Source organism: Pseudomonas sp. Pmew2 (genome assembly GCF_058129885.1).
In genome coordinates, this window is sequence record NZ_CM176702.1 from 194,790 (window position 1) to 209,951 (window position 15,162).

A 15,162-nucleotide genomic window follows, 5' to 3' on the forward strand; every position below is an offset into this window, starting at 1 on the left:
GGTTTTATTCCTGTTCGGTGTTTATTGGCCCAGCGTTATCCGGATGTGGCTGAAAACTGGCCAGCAATTGCAACCAGTCCTCGTCCTGCGTGGAGCTAAAGTCAGTCTGACTTGTTGCCGAAAACACCAGAATACGTCCCGGTATGACTTCAAAGGCCGCTTGGCGCTGGTAAATCGGTCTGCCTTCATGCATGTAGTAGGCATCTACTTGTATACCGGGGAGGGTGTGCCCAGTAGACAACAAGGCAGACTTCTTACCAAGCAGCGTGTAGCCCCGAAGCTTATTGGCGATGAGCTTTATCTGCCGGCTTATGTAGGTGCTCATGTCCTCAGCGGGCAGCATGTCATCACGTGAAATCGTGATATTGAGGGGCGCTGGAACGCTGTCGCCCAAGGTGAACATGTTCACCGTCCGGTCCTTGAAACCATCTGGTAATGCGATTGATCCTTCGTGAAGCTGATAGTCCATTGTGAATGTCCTGAACTCGAAAATAAAAAATCAATGAGCGACAATTGCTTCAAGCACTGCGTCGAAATCGATCAACCAGTCTGCCAGCGCAGCCGTGTCAGGATCAATCATTGTGGAGATGCAAAGCCATTGCTTATCTCCATCCTCTGCAGTGGTGATAGCGTTAATAGCTCTGCCGTGACTAAGCCCTTGCCTGGAGGTGAGTACGTAGTCGAGAGCCACCGCTGCATTTCCCGCCAGCAAGCAATCTCGCTGCCGCACAGTATCGATATCAGGGTGTCTCTCACGCAGGTTTGCCAAGTAGAGATCTGTATAGCGGTTCAGCGTCAGATCATCCCGAACCGGCCGACGTGTGATGGTGAGCGTGATGGGGTGTCCATCCTTTTCAAGAGTGATGCTGATCTCCTGAAAGTTCACTCGCTGCGGCATGACCAGTTTCAGCCCGGCAACCGTAATCTCATTGCGTGTCAATTCAAGCGGTAAAACCGGCACTGGCTCAGGCTCGGGAACGGTCGGCGGAGCACTTGCTGCGTGTAATGCTTTCTCACGCGCCAAAGCCTCATCGGCTATACGCTTTTCCGAAATACGGTCATAAAGGCTGGTTCTGACCATCTCAGGATTTCTCGATATTGATATCGACACGGTCACCTTCGACAAAGGTGTTTTTGCTGAGAACCTTTATTTCGTCGCCCTTGATTTCGATGCTGCTCGGCTTGAGGGTAATGCTACTGGTACCTACAGTGAGGGTGATCTCCGTCATGGCCGTAATGTCGATAGACTGTTTGTCCACGGTAATCGTCAATGAGCCTTGCTCTACCTTGAGCAAAGTGTCGTTCTGAATAATTTCCGTATTCTTACCGCCGACAGTCACACTGCGGTTATTACCCACGTCATGCGTCTCATCCAGCTCGATCTCGGTGTCCATGTTGCGCTCGGCATGCACAATCACCTGTTCGGCACCGGCCTTGTCTTCGAAGCGGAAGAAGTTGGCTGTACCGCCATCACCCTTGGCCGAACGCGTCAGGAAACCGCTTTGGGTCTTGTTGGCAGGCAACGACCACGGCGGCGTATTCTGGCTGTTGTACAGACTGCCCATGACGAGCGGACGGTCGGGGTTGCCATCAAGGAAAACGACCACCACCTCGTCACCGACGCGCGGGATCTGGATGCTACCAAAACCGCCACTTGCACCGGATTGAGCAACGCGGACCCAGCAGGAGCTTTTGTCGTTGTGCTCGCCTTTGCGGTCCCAATGGAACTGAATCTTTACGCGACCCAGTTCGTCGGTGAAGATTTCTTCTCCGGGCGGACCCACAACGATAGCGGTCTGCGGCCCCGAAATGACGGAGCGATTGGTCGTGAGCTGTGGGCGAAAAACTATCTTCTTGCGTACACAGGAGAAGGTGTTGAAGTAGCTGGCTTGCTGACCGTTGAGGTAATTGTTGTGGCCTTCACTATCAACAAGCACGAGCAGGAACTGGCGGTCTTCAGGTGAGCCCTGATCGTGGTCGTAATGCTGCAGCAGTTCGAAGGTGTAGCCAGGCTTCATGGCACGACAGTTACTGGTGCCCCTAAAGCTCTTGCCCCTCAGCTCAAGCGCTTCAACGCGCAAGCGCAACAGCGCTTCACCTTCATCGTAGGTGCCATGGGTGTACTGGCCGGGAAAGTCGTACACCTCGAAGTTCTCGACATCACCCTGCTGGTTCAGGCTGTTCATGGCGACCGGCAGCCTGTTGTTTGGCTGACGATAGTCGAACGTCTGAACCGCTATTTTCCCTGATTGTAGTTTGCGGTCGCCGTTCCATTCGATGATGGAGTCGGCTGTCTCGGTGACCGACGCCGAGTGGAAGCGTATCTGGGGCTGCTCCGGCAACGGCACCAGCGTGGTGGAGTCGTCGCAGATGATCATGGTGTGACCTTCGGCGGTGTGCTCGAAGTAATAGAACATCCCTTCTTCTTCCAGCAGACGCTGGACGAAGTTGAAGTCGGATTCGCGGTATTGAGTGATGTAGGTATAGCGCTTGAGAGGCTTGCTCAGGCGAAACTCATGCTTGGAGAACGCGGTACACATCGCGAACACTTGGGTAACGACTTCCTCTACCGTATTCCCCTGGAAGATACGTGTGTCGAAGCGGTTCTTCAGCATCGAGAACCAGGGGTTGAGCGTTGCCGTGTATTTGGCCATGCCGCCGTCGCTGCCACCGCTGGCAAAGCGCGTGAGATAGCCAGCGATATAGCGTGGCGAGCCATCGGCCAGCTCGATTTCGATAACCACGTGCTGGCCCATCATCGATTTCAGCTCGACTCCGGAGTCCTGGCACACCAGCAGCAGGTCAAATTGGTATGCACGTGACAGACCTTCAGACCCTCTAAAGGACTCCAGCAGCAGCTCCTGCTCGGGATTCGCGAGGTTCTTGAATTTGAAAAGGCGCCGGTTCTGCGGCGAAAGCATCGCGGCAAGGTCCATCAACATGTATATCTCCTTGAAGGCAGGGAGGCCAGCGCCGCCGGATTTAGCGGCTAACGGTTACAAACTGACAAGTCACGACACAGGTCTGGTGCATAAGCATCGACTATTTCAGGAGGGCTGCGATATCAAAAATCGACATCCACCGCTCATAAAATTCTGAAAATTTCGTAGGACCAGAGCTACAGACGCGTTCGGCATCTCGCAATTACTGCGAATGTGCGACCACAAAACAATATGAAAGTGCCACTAGCTCAGTAAAAAAACAGCTAACATTTCTCTCAAAACCGTTACAGTTCTTAAGAGATGAAAGGAGACACCGAGGCGTTGCGCCGTGTCAACCACAACGACGGCCTCGGACGATCACCCTCATTTTGGGATGTGTCTGATTTAGCTGGACGGTCGTAATTGTGGAGCACTTAGAGCGCGCATTAGTTGGGAGATTTTCAGGCGTAGCAATGAGTTAAGCAGGGATTCGAATAAGTGATGGCCTAATGGCATTGTTGCGATCTGTTTTTTAGGTGAGAAAAATGAGCATGTCCTGAAATTTAGCTTCAGAATTCAGGTCCCATGGAGCCATGTACATGGCTCGGATCACGTCAATTTGTAGCCGCGCGATTGGTGCAAGCCTCCTTCAACCCAGGGACAGTGATGTGTAAATGGACCTATTAGCCAACATTCCTAGCTGGGATGACATCGAGCGGAACCTCGATGATAAATTCAACACGCTGAATCAAGCCTACAGCGATGGGCTGCAGAGCACCTATGACAGCTGGAATGGCTTCACGCGACGCGTCAATACCACCACCACCGCGACTCAAGCCTACGGATACATGGGCGGCAACCGCATTGACTATGTGAAAGCGGCGATGAGGCTTTCCTATCCCATCATCGAGTCAAACCTCAAGCGCAAGTGGGCATCCATCGAGATCGAACAGATCCTCCCGGTGCTGCTGCAACTGGTTAAAGAAGTCGCGATGATTCTCGGCGGCAGCGTTGCGGTCGGTACGGTCGCTGGCGGCGTTGCTGGAGCGTTTTTCTTTGGTGTCGGCGCTGTGCCGGTAGCGGCAGTTGGAGCGGGTATCGGTTTACAGGTTGGCAACCTGATCCTGATGGCGCTGGGCCTCTCAGCTATAGCTGAATATTTCTATAAAGGTCTGCCTGCTTGCCTCTCTACCTTGCAGGAAGGCTTCGCCACTGCCTGGCACGCTGACGAAGGGCTGAAACCCGAGGGCCTCGACCCCACTGGTGGTTCGGCATACGAAATCCAGGAGCGGATTGATCGTGCTGCCCGCCAAATCGCAAAAGGCCAGGAGCAACTGGTGCTGCTGCTCTTTACTGCCATCGTGACCTACATGACACGTGGGCAGGTCAAGGCAGGCATCATAGGGAGCATGGATAGCATCGCAGTGCGCAGTGCCAAGCTTCAGGCAGAGATTTCGAACAAGCAGTTTGCGAACTGGTTGGCGCGTAATGAGCGGAGGCTATTGGCTGAGCCTGCGTTGCGGGTTGATGAGCCTGCTCCTTTGGCTAAGGCTGAATCCGAGACCATGCGTGAGTATTACGCTAGGGTCTGTTCCCGTTTCGACGTAACCCATTGATCTCTATGAGAACAGGCCCGTATTGTTGGAGTTCTCACACAACACCAATACGAGCCTGCAATGCCCCGATTAATGCTCAGTGATGAGCACTGGCCGAAGCTTCGAGAAATTTTGCTGCACGAATCGATCTACAACAAGCGAGATTTGCGCACCACGGTTGAAGGCATGCTGTACCGCATGCGTGTGGGTTGCCCTTGGCGAGACCTGCCGAAAGCGTTTGGAAACTGGAGCAAGGTCTACAAGCGGTTCAATGCCTGGTCTGCTTCAGGCAAGTGGGTCAAGGTGCTTGAGGTGCTGATGACCGATCCTGACATGGAGTGGGTTTTCATTGATGGCAGTTATGTAAAGGCTCATCAGCACAGTGCAGGTGCTGCCAGCACGCAGGACCAGGCCATCGGAAAAAGCCGAGCCGGTAACACCAGCAAGATTCACCTGGCTGTAGACGCTTGTGGGCTGCCCATTGCATTTGACGTGACCGGAGGCCAGACCAATGATTGTTCGCAGGCGGCCTCGTTGATTGCCAAGATGCCCAATGCAGAAGTGATCATTGCGGACAAGGGCTACGACACTGAAGCGATACGCGCTCAGGTCGAGCAGCAAGGCAGCAAAGTGGTGATTCCACGAAAGCGCAATTCTCTGAAAGGGAACGCAGATCTGGACAAAGGGTTATATCGCAATCGACATCTCGTAGAAAACGCCTTTGCCCGGTTGAAGCATTTCCGGGCGGCGGCTTCTCGGTTCGACAAACTCAAGAGAAACTATGAAAGCGTCATAGCAATGGCCTGCGCTTTTCTGTGGCTGCCAATGTGAAACGGGAACAGACCCTAAGCAAGATCCAGAGTTTGTATCGGTAGAACAGCAGATTAAAGAATTTAGTACATTTGAAACCCACGGTGTTCAAACAAGTGAGATAGATGCGTATCTCGGTACGGCAGAAGGAAGAGCTTATTTTGATGCGCTTGCGAGGTCTGCTCCCAATGCATCTGAAGAGCTTCTATACGCCAGAGCAGCAGGACAACTTGCTTCTGGTAAAACTCTTCCGACTGTGAAGTTTGTAGATGAACCATTGGTAAAGATAGTGGCCGAAGGCGGGGATGCTCCAAAATACTCACCTTATTTTACGACGCGTAAAGAGCTAATGAAGGCGTCAGCCTCCGATAAGACGTTAGCTGATTATTTTGGGCTTCCCTTGGGGAGCGAAGGGGTTACATATGGTATATATGAGATAAAGCCGCTAAATCCTACCAAAGTTTACGTCAGTGAGGTCGCTCCGACGAGCGAGTTAGGAGGTCTAGTTAAACGTTCTGCCGGAGCAGTGCAGTATGTGGTGCCTGATCGTGGTAGCTGGGCTCCAGCTGTAAGAGTTGGGACAATAGGGAACTAAAAATGAACATAGATAAAATCGAATTTTCAGCAAAAATTTTGGAAGAGAAATTAAAGGAATATGCTGTAAAGGATAATGAGGCTTCACGTCTCTATGAAGATTTAAGGCCGTTGTTGGAACTGGCAAAATCAAGACGTATTCTATCACCAATACAATGGGGGAAAATCCCGGGGCGCTATCGCTTTACCGAGAATGGGCTTCAAGAATACAGTGATTTAGAGGAAGCATATGCTGTATTCTCAATTGAGATTACGGGCGGAGAACCTCCGCTTCTAAAGATGCTTCGTGCAGAGAGAAATCAAAAATAGCTCATTTAACAAAGTGGCAATAAAATGTATACTGTATATTAGTGGCGATAGTTAAATTTCATCGACATGTTCTATTGAACATGTTCAAAGCTCCGGAGTGTGGGTTACGAAACTGTCCACCTCGAGGCGGCGTAAGCCACGATCCAACGACTCTCGAATGAAAATTTTAGTTGAGCTGACGATAGACAAAACGTCATTTTTACTTGTCATTTTCGGTTAATAATGACTTGGTTGACTATGAAGAATATTATGAAATAGTCCAAAGTGGCTACGAGCTTTTTCAAAAAACTCCTGAAGTTGAGCTCGTTTTCGTCATAAAATGTAGACTCAGAGAGTTGGGTGATTTGCTTACTGTGCAGCCCAGTTAAAATAGGGGGCTACAAGTTAGGGAGGCAGACCCACAGTAATTGCTCCACGAGCATGAAACTGGTGGCAGCTTGGTGTGCATGTGCGCCCGCAGGCTAATGCTCAAGGTTTATCTGAACTTCTCCGCTTATGGGAAAACGCACTTATAGAGGGCAGACCTCCCTCAAAGCGTTCTTGACAGGATAGCCTACAGAGCGGTATAAGTGGGCAAGGGTTTTTAGGAATGTAGCAAATACATCCTTCTTAGGCATTGCTTAAATAACGATGTAAGGAACGTCTGTAAAGAATATTTCATTTCTAAACTACGTCTCTCTGAAAAAAGTCCCATGATAAATCTACATAGCCCGTTAGACATCGTTACTGACTATGCTGAACGGTATAGAAGCTTTAGGCCTGCGCCTACTTCTAGAGTATCTACCTCAAGTGGAAGATCTTCAGAGGTTGATAGTCCCACAGACTCCTCCTTGGTTCCGGGCTGGCTAGCATCTAGAATACCTACGCTAACAGCCTCTCAGGCACTTGACCGATCAAAAGGCGCACTTCTTGGTCTTGCTATTGGTGATGCAGTCGGTACAACTCTGGAATTTACTAGCCGCGATTCTAACACTGTGACAGACATGCAAGGCGGGGGGCCATTTAGACTCAATGCGGGCGAGTGGACAGATGATACCAGCCTGGCTCTTTGCTTGGCTGACTGCTACCTTGCGAATGGAAAACTGGATTACGCAGACTATTTGAATCGGCTATGCCGCTGGTATAAAAAAGGGGAAAATAGCGCCAACGGTGTTTGCTTTGATATTGGTAATGCGACACGCAACGCACTTGAAGGTTGGCTAAAGGAAGGATTGAGTTGGAACGGCAACTGGGAGCCTAATACCGCAGGCAACGGCTCAATAATCAGATTGGCACCGACAGCTATTTTTCGGCGAAACTCTTTGCTCACAACATGGATGGAAAGTCAAACGCAAAGCAGAACTACGCACTGCGCGGTTGAGGTGATTAGCTGTTGCGAACTTCTAGGGGCAAAATTACACCTTGCTCTAAATGGGGCCAACAAGCAGGAGGTTTGTTCTCCCATGATCGGCCCATTCCAGCCTCGAGTAATGATCATCAACGCCGGTGAATATAAAGAAAAAACTAGAGACCAGATCCGCTCCTCAGGCTATGTTATCGACACGCTGGAAGCAGCCCTGTGGGCCGTATGGCATACCGACAACTTCAAAGATGCTATTCTGCTAGCTGCTAATCTTGCCGATGATGCTGACAGTGTAGCAGCGACCGCTGGACAAATTGCCGGTGCATTGTATGGGGTGTCGGGCATGCCAGATGAGTGGGTAAAAAAGTCGCTTGGTCGGATCATATTCAAGATTTAGCTCGGCAATTGTTTGAACGCGCACCAGGTTAAAATGCATTTTCGATGCTGTCGTGGAGGTGTGAAAGACTTTAAAAGTCTACCGCTGATAGTGCCAAAAATACAGTTTCTTGAGTGCCTATAATATAGATATTTATATGGATTTTTTGTAAGAGTGGTCAGGGGTATAAATGTTTACTGCGTGATGGTGACTTTTTGTCATAATTACGATCTGTTTCGCAGATGAGAAAAATGAGCCTGCTCTGGAATTTAGTTCAAGAGTTCAGGTCTGATCGGACCAGGTGCATATGGATCAGAACGCGTCAATTTGTGACCACCAAGTAAGTTGGTGCAGCCCCTTCAACCCAGGGACAGTAATGTATAAATGGACTTATTAGCCAACATTCCTAGCTGGGATGGCATCGAGCGGAACCTCGATGATGAACTTAACAAGTTGATTCAAGCTAATAGAGGTTTTTGTGGGCAACGTCGCGCCGACTACAGAGCTTAATGGGAAAATTGCTAGGTCTGGCGATGCTGTTCAGAGCATAGTAAATAATCGTAGTGAATGGTTTATGCCCAGACTAATCAGTACGATAGAACTAGGAGTAACATTGGCATGAATGTTAAGGCTTTGAAAGTGGCAGCTACAACGCTCCGCGACAAACTTGAATTTCATATACATCGCGACCCTGATGCTTCAATATTATTGTTGAACCTTGATATGCTACTCTGTCGAGCAGAGCAAGGCGAAATAACAGAAATGGTTGAGCCACGAGATATTCCAGGATACAAGCTTTTTACCGAAACGAACTTACAAGCTTATGGGGATTTGGAAAAGGCCTACGCTGATTTTTGTCTTGAACTTACAGAGGTGCGCGAAACAGATGCGTATAAGATGTTGGCGGCCAAGATGGCTAAGCGTCGAAAGTCTCTTTAATAGAGGGTAGTGCAGCGTACTTTGTTTCGAGGCTGAAACGGTAAAGCGAAGACGTTTCATCTCCTTTCGATAATCCCTAGTCAAACGCCTGGAAAGCAAATGACTTCCAGTCCAAAAAATCGCTTAAATTAATTGGCGCGGGTGAGTGATGAAATTTAATACTGCTATAGAATTTATAGATTATGCTATCTCTCTGACTAGAGAGCGGATAAAGCGTAATCCTTCATTTCCTGTTTATGCCGCAGTTATAAGCCAGCTATTACATGTAAAGGCTGTTTTTGATGGTGTTGAGAAGGATAAATCTAGACTTCATAAGCTTTCCATTGGAGCCCTTGCGGCGAAAGAGTTTGAAGATACTGATTACGAGTTTGCGCGAGCATTAATGGATGTTTATTACATAGCAAATCAATCAGCGAACGGACTGAAAGTCAAGCTTCCCGAAGGGTTGTGGCGTCCTTGATAAATAAATTTTATTACGCTTGACAATAGTGAAAAGTTGCAATTTTCGCTCTTGATGCCGGTCGCAGATGTCTGCTTTCCTTCGTCCCTCCGTCGATCTAGCTGCTGCCAAAGTCATTATTATGAATGCTGAACATCTGAAGCAAAAAACGCAAAAGCTGCGTGAGGTGATTGAAGATTTGAGAAATTCAGATCCCGTTGTTGAAAAGCTTCGAGTTGAGATCGAACCACTGATGAAGCTGGCCGAATCTGGCATGATAACAGTTAAGTTGCAGTGGCGAGACATTCCGGGGCGTTACCTATTTACCGAAGAGGGCTTGCAACAATATTCTCATCTTGAGCATGCTTTCGCAGAGTTCAGGGTTGAACTGACTGGTGGGGAGACTCCTTTACTACGTAAACTGAAAAGGGAAATGGGTGAGAAATGAAGTGAGCGTCACAGTCAGTGAGCCTTTGCTCTGTGTGGCGCACATGTCTTGCGATTCTAATGCTGCATGACCTGCTTTCTGAGATATATAGCATTTGCTCCGTTGGAAATTAGCTAATGCCCTACTGCAATTGTCATGTTTGGAGTGTAGTAGTCAAGCGTGGCTAATAGTCCGCGGCCAGGAAGTCGTTACAATAGACACTTAGAGGTTACATAAATATGGATGTTAAAGCCTTGAGAGTGGCTGCCATAACGCTTCGCGAAAAACTTGAAATTTATAAGCGTTGCGACCCTGATGCTTCAATATTGTTTTTGCAACTTGAGGGTTTACTTTCCCGAGCAGAGCAAGGCCAAATTACTGAAATGGTTGAGCCACGAGATATTCCAGGTTACAAGCTTTTCACTGAGACACGTTTACAGTCATATAAAGATCTGGAGGCTGCGTACACAGATTTCTATATGGAACTCATAGAGGGGCGCGAAACGGAAGCTTACAAAATGTTGGCGGCCAAAATGGCTAAGGACTGAAAGTTACCATCGATAGACAGTTGTGCAGCATGGTTTTAGGAGGGATATAGGAAGGCGAAGATGTTTTTATGCGTTCCGATGAGCCTTGAAATCTTGTGGTTATAGATGAAAGGGGAAATGAAAAGCAGGGAGGCAATCGGGAATGCTAGATAATGATGGTTCGGTACAGTTCTCTGATGAGGTTAAAAGCCGCCATAGAGTTTTCAATATGAAAGCTCCAGTGGACACTGAGGTGTACATAGGTAAAATGGGCTTTCGGAGTGGTTCTCATGGGTGTGGCACGGTGTTGTCAAGCCACGGACCATTGGAAATTTGGTTTCGGAACGATGAAAGTCATTTAATGGAGTGCGCTATGATATTTAATACTGCGCTGGAGTATGTAAATCACGCTCTTCTACTTGCTAAGGATCGGTGCGCGCGTAATTCCCAGTTTCCAGTTTATACATCGGTAATTAATCAACTCATCTATGTCAAGGCAGTTTTCGAGGGGGTTGAAAAAGACAAGTCGAGGCTTCATGATTTGTCACTTGGCGCTCTAGGAGCTAAAGAGTTTGAAGATATGGACTACGAGCTAGCTCGAGCCATTATGGATGTGAGCTATATAGCGTCTCAATCAGCTAATGGGCTAAAAGTAAAACTACCCACAGGCATCTTATACCAAGAGCCGCCCGTTAGGTGATTATTCAGATAGGGGCGAGTTCTATGTCACCTGCACTGTTCAGATTTGGAGCGACGGTATTTGTTTTTTTCATGACATTGGTCGATGTTTTTTCAGTTTACTGGATTTGGGAACATGTACTTCCTCTGTATGGGCGTATATATAGAAATGCACCTGTCGTAGAAACTCCTTACCTTGCGTTCTGCCTACTCATGGTTCCGCCCGCCGTGCTGCTAATTATAATTGGAGGCTCTATAGCCGTATGGACAGGGAAGAAATTTGATCCTCCAAATAATTCTTTTTTGGGGGCTTTCCAAAGTTTGATGCTCAAGATTTCTATCAAGACGATAATCTATGTTGTGCCCTCCATAGCTGTATTGGCTACTATTGTATTGCTTGCTAGAGACTATACGCCATGTCCAAAATTGCTTATTTCTGGTTCGGCATGGCAATTATTTTGGGTGAACGATGAGCGAGTTTGTTTTAAGCCGACGCGTTAAATTAACGATGGCTGGCCCTGCAAGATGGTGGGCGACCAAGAATATTGTATACAGGTAGACGGGAAGTGAGCTTTAGATTGCAGCGGCTTTACATTTATTGGTCTTTGATAGCTAATCTTTTGATTTTTGGGCATGGTCTATTAGGTGGTGAAGTCCATAATAATTTTATCTTTATGTTTGATTATTCGTAGATATAACGGAAAATGAAGCTTGTTGTAGGCGCTTTTTGCACAAGTTGATGGGCTTTATCTATGAGGTTGAATGATTAAGGCTCTAAGGCAGTCATATGAAATTTAACGATACCTTTTTAATCGCGACCTCATGCTTTCCTTGGGTATCGAGGAAACCTCAGGGCGTTTCTATTTGTAATTTCCGGTGAATAATGGCTTGATCGATTGCGAGGAGTATTACGAGATCGACAAAGCCAGCTTTGATCTTTTCCACACAGATCTCATTGCTGCAGATGCATTCGCCAAGACATGCCGCAGGAGAGAGCGGGATGATCTTTTGATCCAGAAGCCAGGAGTAAAGCGGGGAACGGCTATTTAGCCGCTAACAAGCGGTATAGACTCGGGCATCCGGTAGCAGCTTCCATACTGCTCTACACCTTGAGAAATTACTCTGGAAGGACCCATGATTGACTTGAGAAGCTCCAACGAAACCCTCGATCGATATGTTGAGCGCTACGATCACCTGCTGCCTCCGCCATCTGCGCAGTTGCTCCAACGTATGGATTATATGTTGCAGGCTGACGCACCAAGGTTGCCTGTAGAGAAGCCCGGCTGGATAGCGTCACGGACGTGTAACCTCACCGAAGCACAGGCGCTGGACCGTGCAAAAGGGTGCCTGCTTGGGCTGGCCATTGGCGATGCCGTCGGTACAACACTGGAATTTTTGCCCCGTGATCGTAGCCATGTCCATGACATGGTGGGTGGCGGACCTTTCAAACTCAATGCCGGTGAGTGGACCGATGACACAAGCATGGCTCTCTGCCTCGCAGATACTTATCTTGCGAAGGGCAATTTCGACCTTATCGATTACGCAGAGAGAATGGGCCGCTGGTACATAAATGGCGAAAACAGCCACAACGGTAAGTGTTTTGATATCGGCAATGCCACTCGGGCTGCGATCGAAGGAAGGCTGAAAGATGGCGGTCACTGGTATGGTAATGATGCCCCATCCACCGCTGGCAATGGCTCAATAATTCGCTTGGCACCCACTGCGATATTTCGCCGACATTCGCTTTCAGCTACGTGGCGTGAGAGTGATGCCCAAAGTCAATGCACCCACAACGCGTTGGAGGCTATCGCGTGTTGTACGCTGCTTGGCGCACAGTTCCATCTCGCCCTTAACGGCGCGGACAAAGAAGAAGCCCTTTCTCCGATGATTTGCCCGTTACTACCGCGAGCATTGCTCATCAACGCAGGCGAATACAAAGAAAAAAACCGCGACCAGATCCGCTCTTCAGGCTATGTCATCGACACACTCGAAGCAGCCCTGTGGGCCGTATGGAATACCGACAACTTCAAAGATGCTATTTTGCTGGCCGCCAACCTGGCTGATGATGCCGACAGCGTAGCCGCTACCGCCGGACAAATCGCAGGCGCGCTTTATGGGGTGTCAGGCATGCCGGAGGAATGGGTCAAGAACGTCGCATGGTCCGAGCATATTCAGGGGCTGGCCCAACAGTTGTTCGAGCGTGCGCCGCTGCACGACCCTTTGGACGAGTCTATCGGCGATTGATAGAGAAGCGCGCGTACTCTCTCTGAGGGTCAGCCCGCGATCCCTGATTTTTATCGCGTCTCAAGGAATCTGACCCACATGCCCAAACCGTGTCCGCAACAGCTCTACAACAAAGCCTGGCTATTCGCATCCCATGCCCACGTAGGCCAAAAAATGACAGGCTCGGACCTTCCTTACACCACCCACGTGGCGATGGTTGCCAACGAGTTGATCTTTGCCCATCGCGAAGAGTCTGTGGGCGCGCTTGAAATCGCCTTGCCCACAGCGTTACTGCACGACGTGCTGGAAGATACGCCGGTGACTCAGGATGAGTTGGCTGAAGCATTTGGTGTCGAGGTGGCTTCAGCGGTGGCGTGCCTGAGCAAGAACCTGGTCGTGCCGTTTTCCGAAGCGCTTTATTTCGCTGGGATCGCCAGGCACTCCAAAGAAGCTGCGTCGGTCAAGTTGTGTGATCGCATCACCAATCTTCAGTCAGCGCCGTCCACCTGGAAGAAGGCAAAGCGGGCGTCTTACCTGGTGGAGTCGGCGCAGATCCTGGCAGCCTTGGGGCATGCGAACGGGTATCTGCGGCAGCGGCTCATTGATACGATGGCGCGTTATGAGGCGCTTTATGTTGATGGCTTTGAAGGCTGAGTAATGAGCGGGCTTTCCATTTCGATAAATAGGGCTATGTAGTAATCATCGAGAGTTACGCACCCTACGATTTGTGCCGAGACGAGAACCATTTGAAAAACCTGCTCAGCCACCAACGACTGCGGGCTTCGCGAATTTCATCGATTTGCATGAACGTGTACGCAGCAGGCATATTGCGCTCCTTGGCTCGGAGTGTGCGAAGCCCCCTGATGACATGCCGCATGTAGAACAGTATGGTCACACAGCATCCAGTAAGGACAAGGGCCGCAACTACACCGCCAGTTAGCACGCCGAACGCCTGCAGGAAAATACCGGCCGCCAACGTGGCTGCTCCCGCGATCAAGCCAGTTTTATAACTTGTTGATAGTTGTGAAGTGCTAGCAACACGCGTCTGGATTTTCTGTCCGTCATATTCGAATGGTTGAAAAGAAGGCTTTTTGCTAGCAATCGCGTAATAAGCCAACAATGTAATGATGGCAGGGGTTAGACTTGTAATGAAAGCATTAAAACTGTTCTCTCCAAAAAAAATAGAAGTGGAGACATAAGCTACGTTACAAGCGAGCAATGTAAATGAACCAATCAGTGCGCTAATAAGCGACGACATATAGGTTGTGTACTTTTCGCACAGGTAGACTAGGTATATTGTCCAGGCAAGCATCAAGGTTACGGCCAAAAAATATACGTACCAAAAACACGTTAATTTAGATGGGCCAAAGGCTGTAAAAAAACCAGTCGTGAAGAATGCTAGCCAGCTGCTTTTTCTAAGGCTATCTGAATTAATCATTATGTTTTCTCATGGTTTAACATGTTCCCGAGATCTTTCTCCCATCCTTTATTAACGATGAGTGCCTGAACGCCTAGACCTGCCCCCATTCAACGGGTATTACTAAAGTCAGCGGCGCTGCCCCCTGGGAAGCAGCGATTAACACAACGCCAACAAAAGCACCTCTGGCCATGCCAGCCGCAGCTGAGGCAATGCTGGTCGGCTTACTGTAAACGGAGAGGTGGGGTCGTTGATCACGATGATTGGTCGCATACTGGCTTCCCTGTAAGTGATGACTCCATGCCTGCTTAACTGGGCAGTGAGATAAGATTGCTAACGGTAAAGTTAAAAATCTTGGCAAATACTAGCCGCTACAGGCTATTCATTGACCTTTAATGGGCTCTGGTCTTACCCATCAGTACCGCCATCGTCACTGCCTGAATAAAGAGATAGGCTGAGATCGACAGGAATAGATTCGTGTAGTCAGTATACTTGGAGTTCGGGACAACATAATTATAAGAGTAAAGCCTGCAGCAGCAAACGATAGGCACATGGATATCCCGTA

The 15,162-nt window shown here is 48.9% G+C and carries 13 protein-coding genes and 5 pseudogenes; 14 read left to right on the plus strand and 4 right to left on the minus strand.

Annotated features, from left to right (window positions below; translation table 11 throughout):
* Positions 1–4: 4 nt before the first annotated feature.
* The 3 genes from AC4ANK_RS00900 to AC4ANK_RS00910 are packed head-to-tail and all read right to left on the minus strand — an operon-like array spanning position 5 to position 2,942.
* Positions 5–469 (minus strand): DcrB-related protein, encoded by a 465-nt coding sequence (locus tag AC4ANK_RS00900; RefSeq protein WP_002551405.1) that lies wholly within the window; start codon positions 467–469, stop codon positions 5–7.
* 30 nt (positions 470–499) lie between these two features.
* On the minus strand, positions 500–1,081 hold the full coding sequence (locus AC4ANK_RS00905; protein ID WP_031594518.1) for a DcrB/PsbP domain-containing protein: 582 nt from the start codon (positions 1,079–1,081) through the stop codon (positions 500–502).
* A 1-nt stretch (position 1,082) separates the two neighbouring features.
* Entirely contained in the window at positions 1,083–2,942 is a 1,860-nt protein-coding gene (locus AC4ANK_RS00910) for a type VI secretion system Vgr family protein (RefSeq protein ID WP_002551407.1), read from the minus strand.
* A 653-nt stretch (positions 2,943–3,595) separates the two neighbouring features.
* Here AC4ANK_RS00910 and AC4ANK_RS00915 point away from each other — a divergent pair.
* The 14 genes and pseudogenes from AC4ANK_RS00915 to AC4ANK_RS00980 form a co-directional block, all read left to right on the plus strand.
* Positions 3,596–4,483: pseudogene (locus AC4ANK_RS00915) on the plus strand (DUF6861 domain-containing protein); the annotation flags it as partial.
* Positions 4,484–4,597: 114 nt separating this feature from the next.
* The gene (locus tag AC4ANK_RS00920) at positions 4,598–5,347 is read left to right on the plus strand and encodes an IS5 family transposase (protein WP_460382697.1); all 750 of its coding nucleotides are present in this window, start codon (positions 4,598–4,600) and stop codon (positions 5,345–5,347) included.
* 576 nt (positions 5,348–5,923) lie between these two features.
* Positions 5,924–6,229, plus strand: a complete 306-nt coding sequence (locus AC4ANK_RS00925) for a hypothetical protein (RefSeq protein ID WP_031598509.1) — start codon at positions 5,924–5,926, stop codon at positions 6,227–6,229.
* 692 nt (positions 6,230–6,921) lie between these two features.
* Positions 6,922–8,000: pseudogene (gene tri1 / locus AC4ANK_RS00930) on the plus strand (ADP-ribosylarginine hydrolase Tri1).
* Positions 8,001–8,331: 331 nt separating this feature from the next.
* Positions 8,332–8,412: pseudogene (locus AC4ANK_RS00935) on the plus strand (DUF6861 domain-containing protein); the annotation flags it as partial.
* Between the two features lie 153 nt (positions 8,413–8,565).
* Positions 8,566–8,886 carry a hypothetical protein gene (locus AC4ANK_RS00940; protein ID WP_031598058.1) on the plus strand — a complete coding sequence of 107 codons (321 nt, stop codon included), beginning with the start codon at positions 8,566–8,568 and terminating at the stop codon, positions 8,884–8,886.
* Between the two features lie 148 nt (positions 8,887–9,034).
* Positions 9,035–9,346 (plus strand): immunity protein Tsi6 family protein, encoded by a 312-nt coding sequence (locus AC4ANK_RS00945; protein ID WP_080392301.1) that lies wholly within the window; start codon positions 9,035–9,037, stop codon positions 9,344–9,346.
* 121 nt (positions 9,347–9,467) lie between these two features.
* Positions 9,468–9,773: a hypothetical protein gene (locus AC4ANK_RS00950; RefSeq protein ID WP_031598057.1), complete on the plus strand. Its 306-nt coding sequence runs from the start codon at positions 9,468–9,470 to the stop codon at positions 9,771–9,773.
* Between the two features lie 218 nt (positions 9,774–9,991).
* The gene (locus AC4ANK_RS00955; protein ID WP_016982575.1) at positions 9,992–10,300 is read left to right on the plus strand and encodes a hypothetical protein; all 309 of its coding nucleotides are present in this window, start codon (positions 9,992–9,994) and stop codon (positions 10,298–10,300) included.
* Positions 10,301–10,652: 352 nt separating this feature from the next.
* On the plus strand, positions 10,653–10,979 hold the full coding sequence (locus AC4ANK_RS00960) for an immunity protein Tsi6 family protein (RefSeq protein ID WP_044423854.1): 327 nt from the start codon (positions 10,653–10,655) through the stop codon (positions 10,977–10,979).
* Between the two features lie 23 nt (positions 10,980–11,002).
* Positions 11,003–11,527: pseudogene (locus tag AC4ANK_RS00965) on the plus strand (hypothetical protein).
* A gap of 217 nt (positions 11,528–11,744) precedes the next feature.
* Positions 11,745–12,007, plus strand: a pseudogene (locus AC4ANK_RS00970) (hypothetical protein).
* 84 nt (positions 12,008–12,091) lie between these two features.
* Positions 12,092–13,201: an ADP-ribosylarginine hydrolase Tri1 gene (gene tri1 / locus AC4ANK_RS00975; RefSeq protein WP_031598055.1), complete on the plus strand. Its 1,110-nt coding sequence runs from the start codon at positions 12,092–12,094 to the stop codon at positions 13,199–13,201.
* 78 nt (positions 13,202–13,279) lie between these two features.
* Entirely contained in the window at positions 13,280–13,834 is a 555-nt protein-coding gene (locus AC4ANK_RS00980) for an HD domain-containing protein (RefSeq protein WP_002551411.1), read from the plus strand.
* Between the two features lie 64 nt (positions 13,835–13,898).
* On the opposite strand, the gene AC4ANK_RS00985 is transcribed toward AC4ANK_RS00980, so the two are convergent.
* Positions 13,899–14,618 (minus strand): hypothetical protein, encoded by a 720-nt coding sequence (locus AC4ANK_RS00985; RefSeq protein WP_031598054.1) that lies wholly within the window; start codon positions 14,616–14,618, stop codon positions 13,899–13,901.
* Positions 14,619–15,162: the final 544 nt, after the last annotated feature.

Coding starts and splice junctions, on each gene's coding strand:
- AC4ANK_RS00910 (WP_002551407.1), bottom strand. CDS start 2,942: ATGTTGATGGACCTTGCCGCGATGCTTTCGCCGCAGAACCGGCGCCTT.
- AC4ANK_RS00980 (WP_002551411.1), top strand. CDS start 13,280: ATGCCCAAACCGTGTCCGCAACAGCTCTACAACAAAGCCTGGCTATTC.
- tri1 (WP_031598055.1), top strand. CDS start 12,092: ATGATTGACTTGAGAAGCTCCAACGAAACCCTCGATCGATATGTTGAG.
- AC4ANK_RS00985 (WP_031598054.1), bottom strand. CDS start 14,618: ATGATTAATTCAGATAGCCTTAGAAAAAGCAGCTGGCTAGCATTCTTC.
- AC4ANK_RS00905 (WP_031594518.1), bottom strand. CDS start 1,081: ATGGTCAGAACCAGCCTTTATGACCGTATTTCGGAAAAGCGTATAGCC.
- AC4ANK_RS00920 (WP_460382697.1), top strand. CDS start 4,598: ATGCCCCGATTAATGCTCAGTGATGAGCACTGGCCGAAGCTTCGAGAA.
- AC4ANK_RS00925 (WP_031598509.1), top strand. CDS start 5,924: ATGAACATAGATAAAATCGAATTTTCAGCAAAAATTTTGGAAGAGAAA.
- AC4ANK_RS00950 (WP_031598057.1), top strand. CDS start 9,468: ATGAATGCTGAACATCTGAAGCAAAAAACGCAAAAGCTGCGTGAGGTG.
- AC4ANK_RS00940 (WP_031598058.1), top strand. CDS start 8,566: ATGAATGTTAAGGCTTTGAAAGTGGCAGCTACAACGCTCCGCGACAAA.
- AC4ANK_RS00900 (WP_002551405.1), bottom strand. CDS start 469: ATGGACTATCAGCTTCACGAAGGATCAATCGCATTACCAGATGGTTTC.
- AC4ANK_RS00945 (WP_080392301.1), top strand. CDS start 9,035: ATGAAATTTAATACTGCTATAGAATTTATAGATTATGCTATCTCTCTG.
- AC4ANK_RS00955 (WP_016982575.1), top strand. CDS start 9,992: ATGGATGTTAAAGCCTTGAGAGTGGCTGCCATAACGCTTCGCGAAAAA.
- AC4ANK_RS00960 (WP_044423854.1), top strand. CDS start 10,653: ATGATATTTAATACTGCGCTGGAGTATGTAAATCACGCTCTTCTACTT.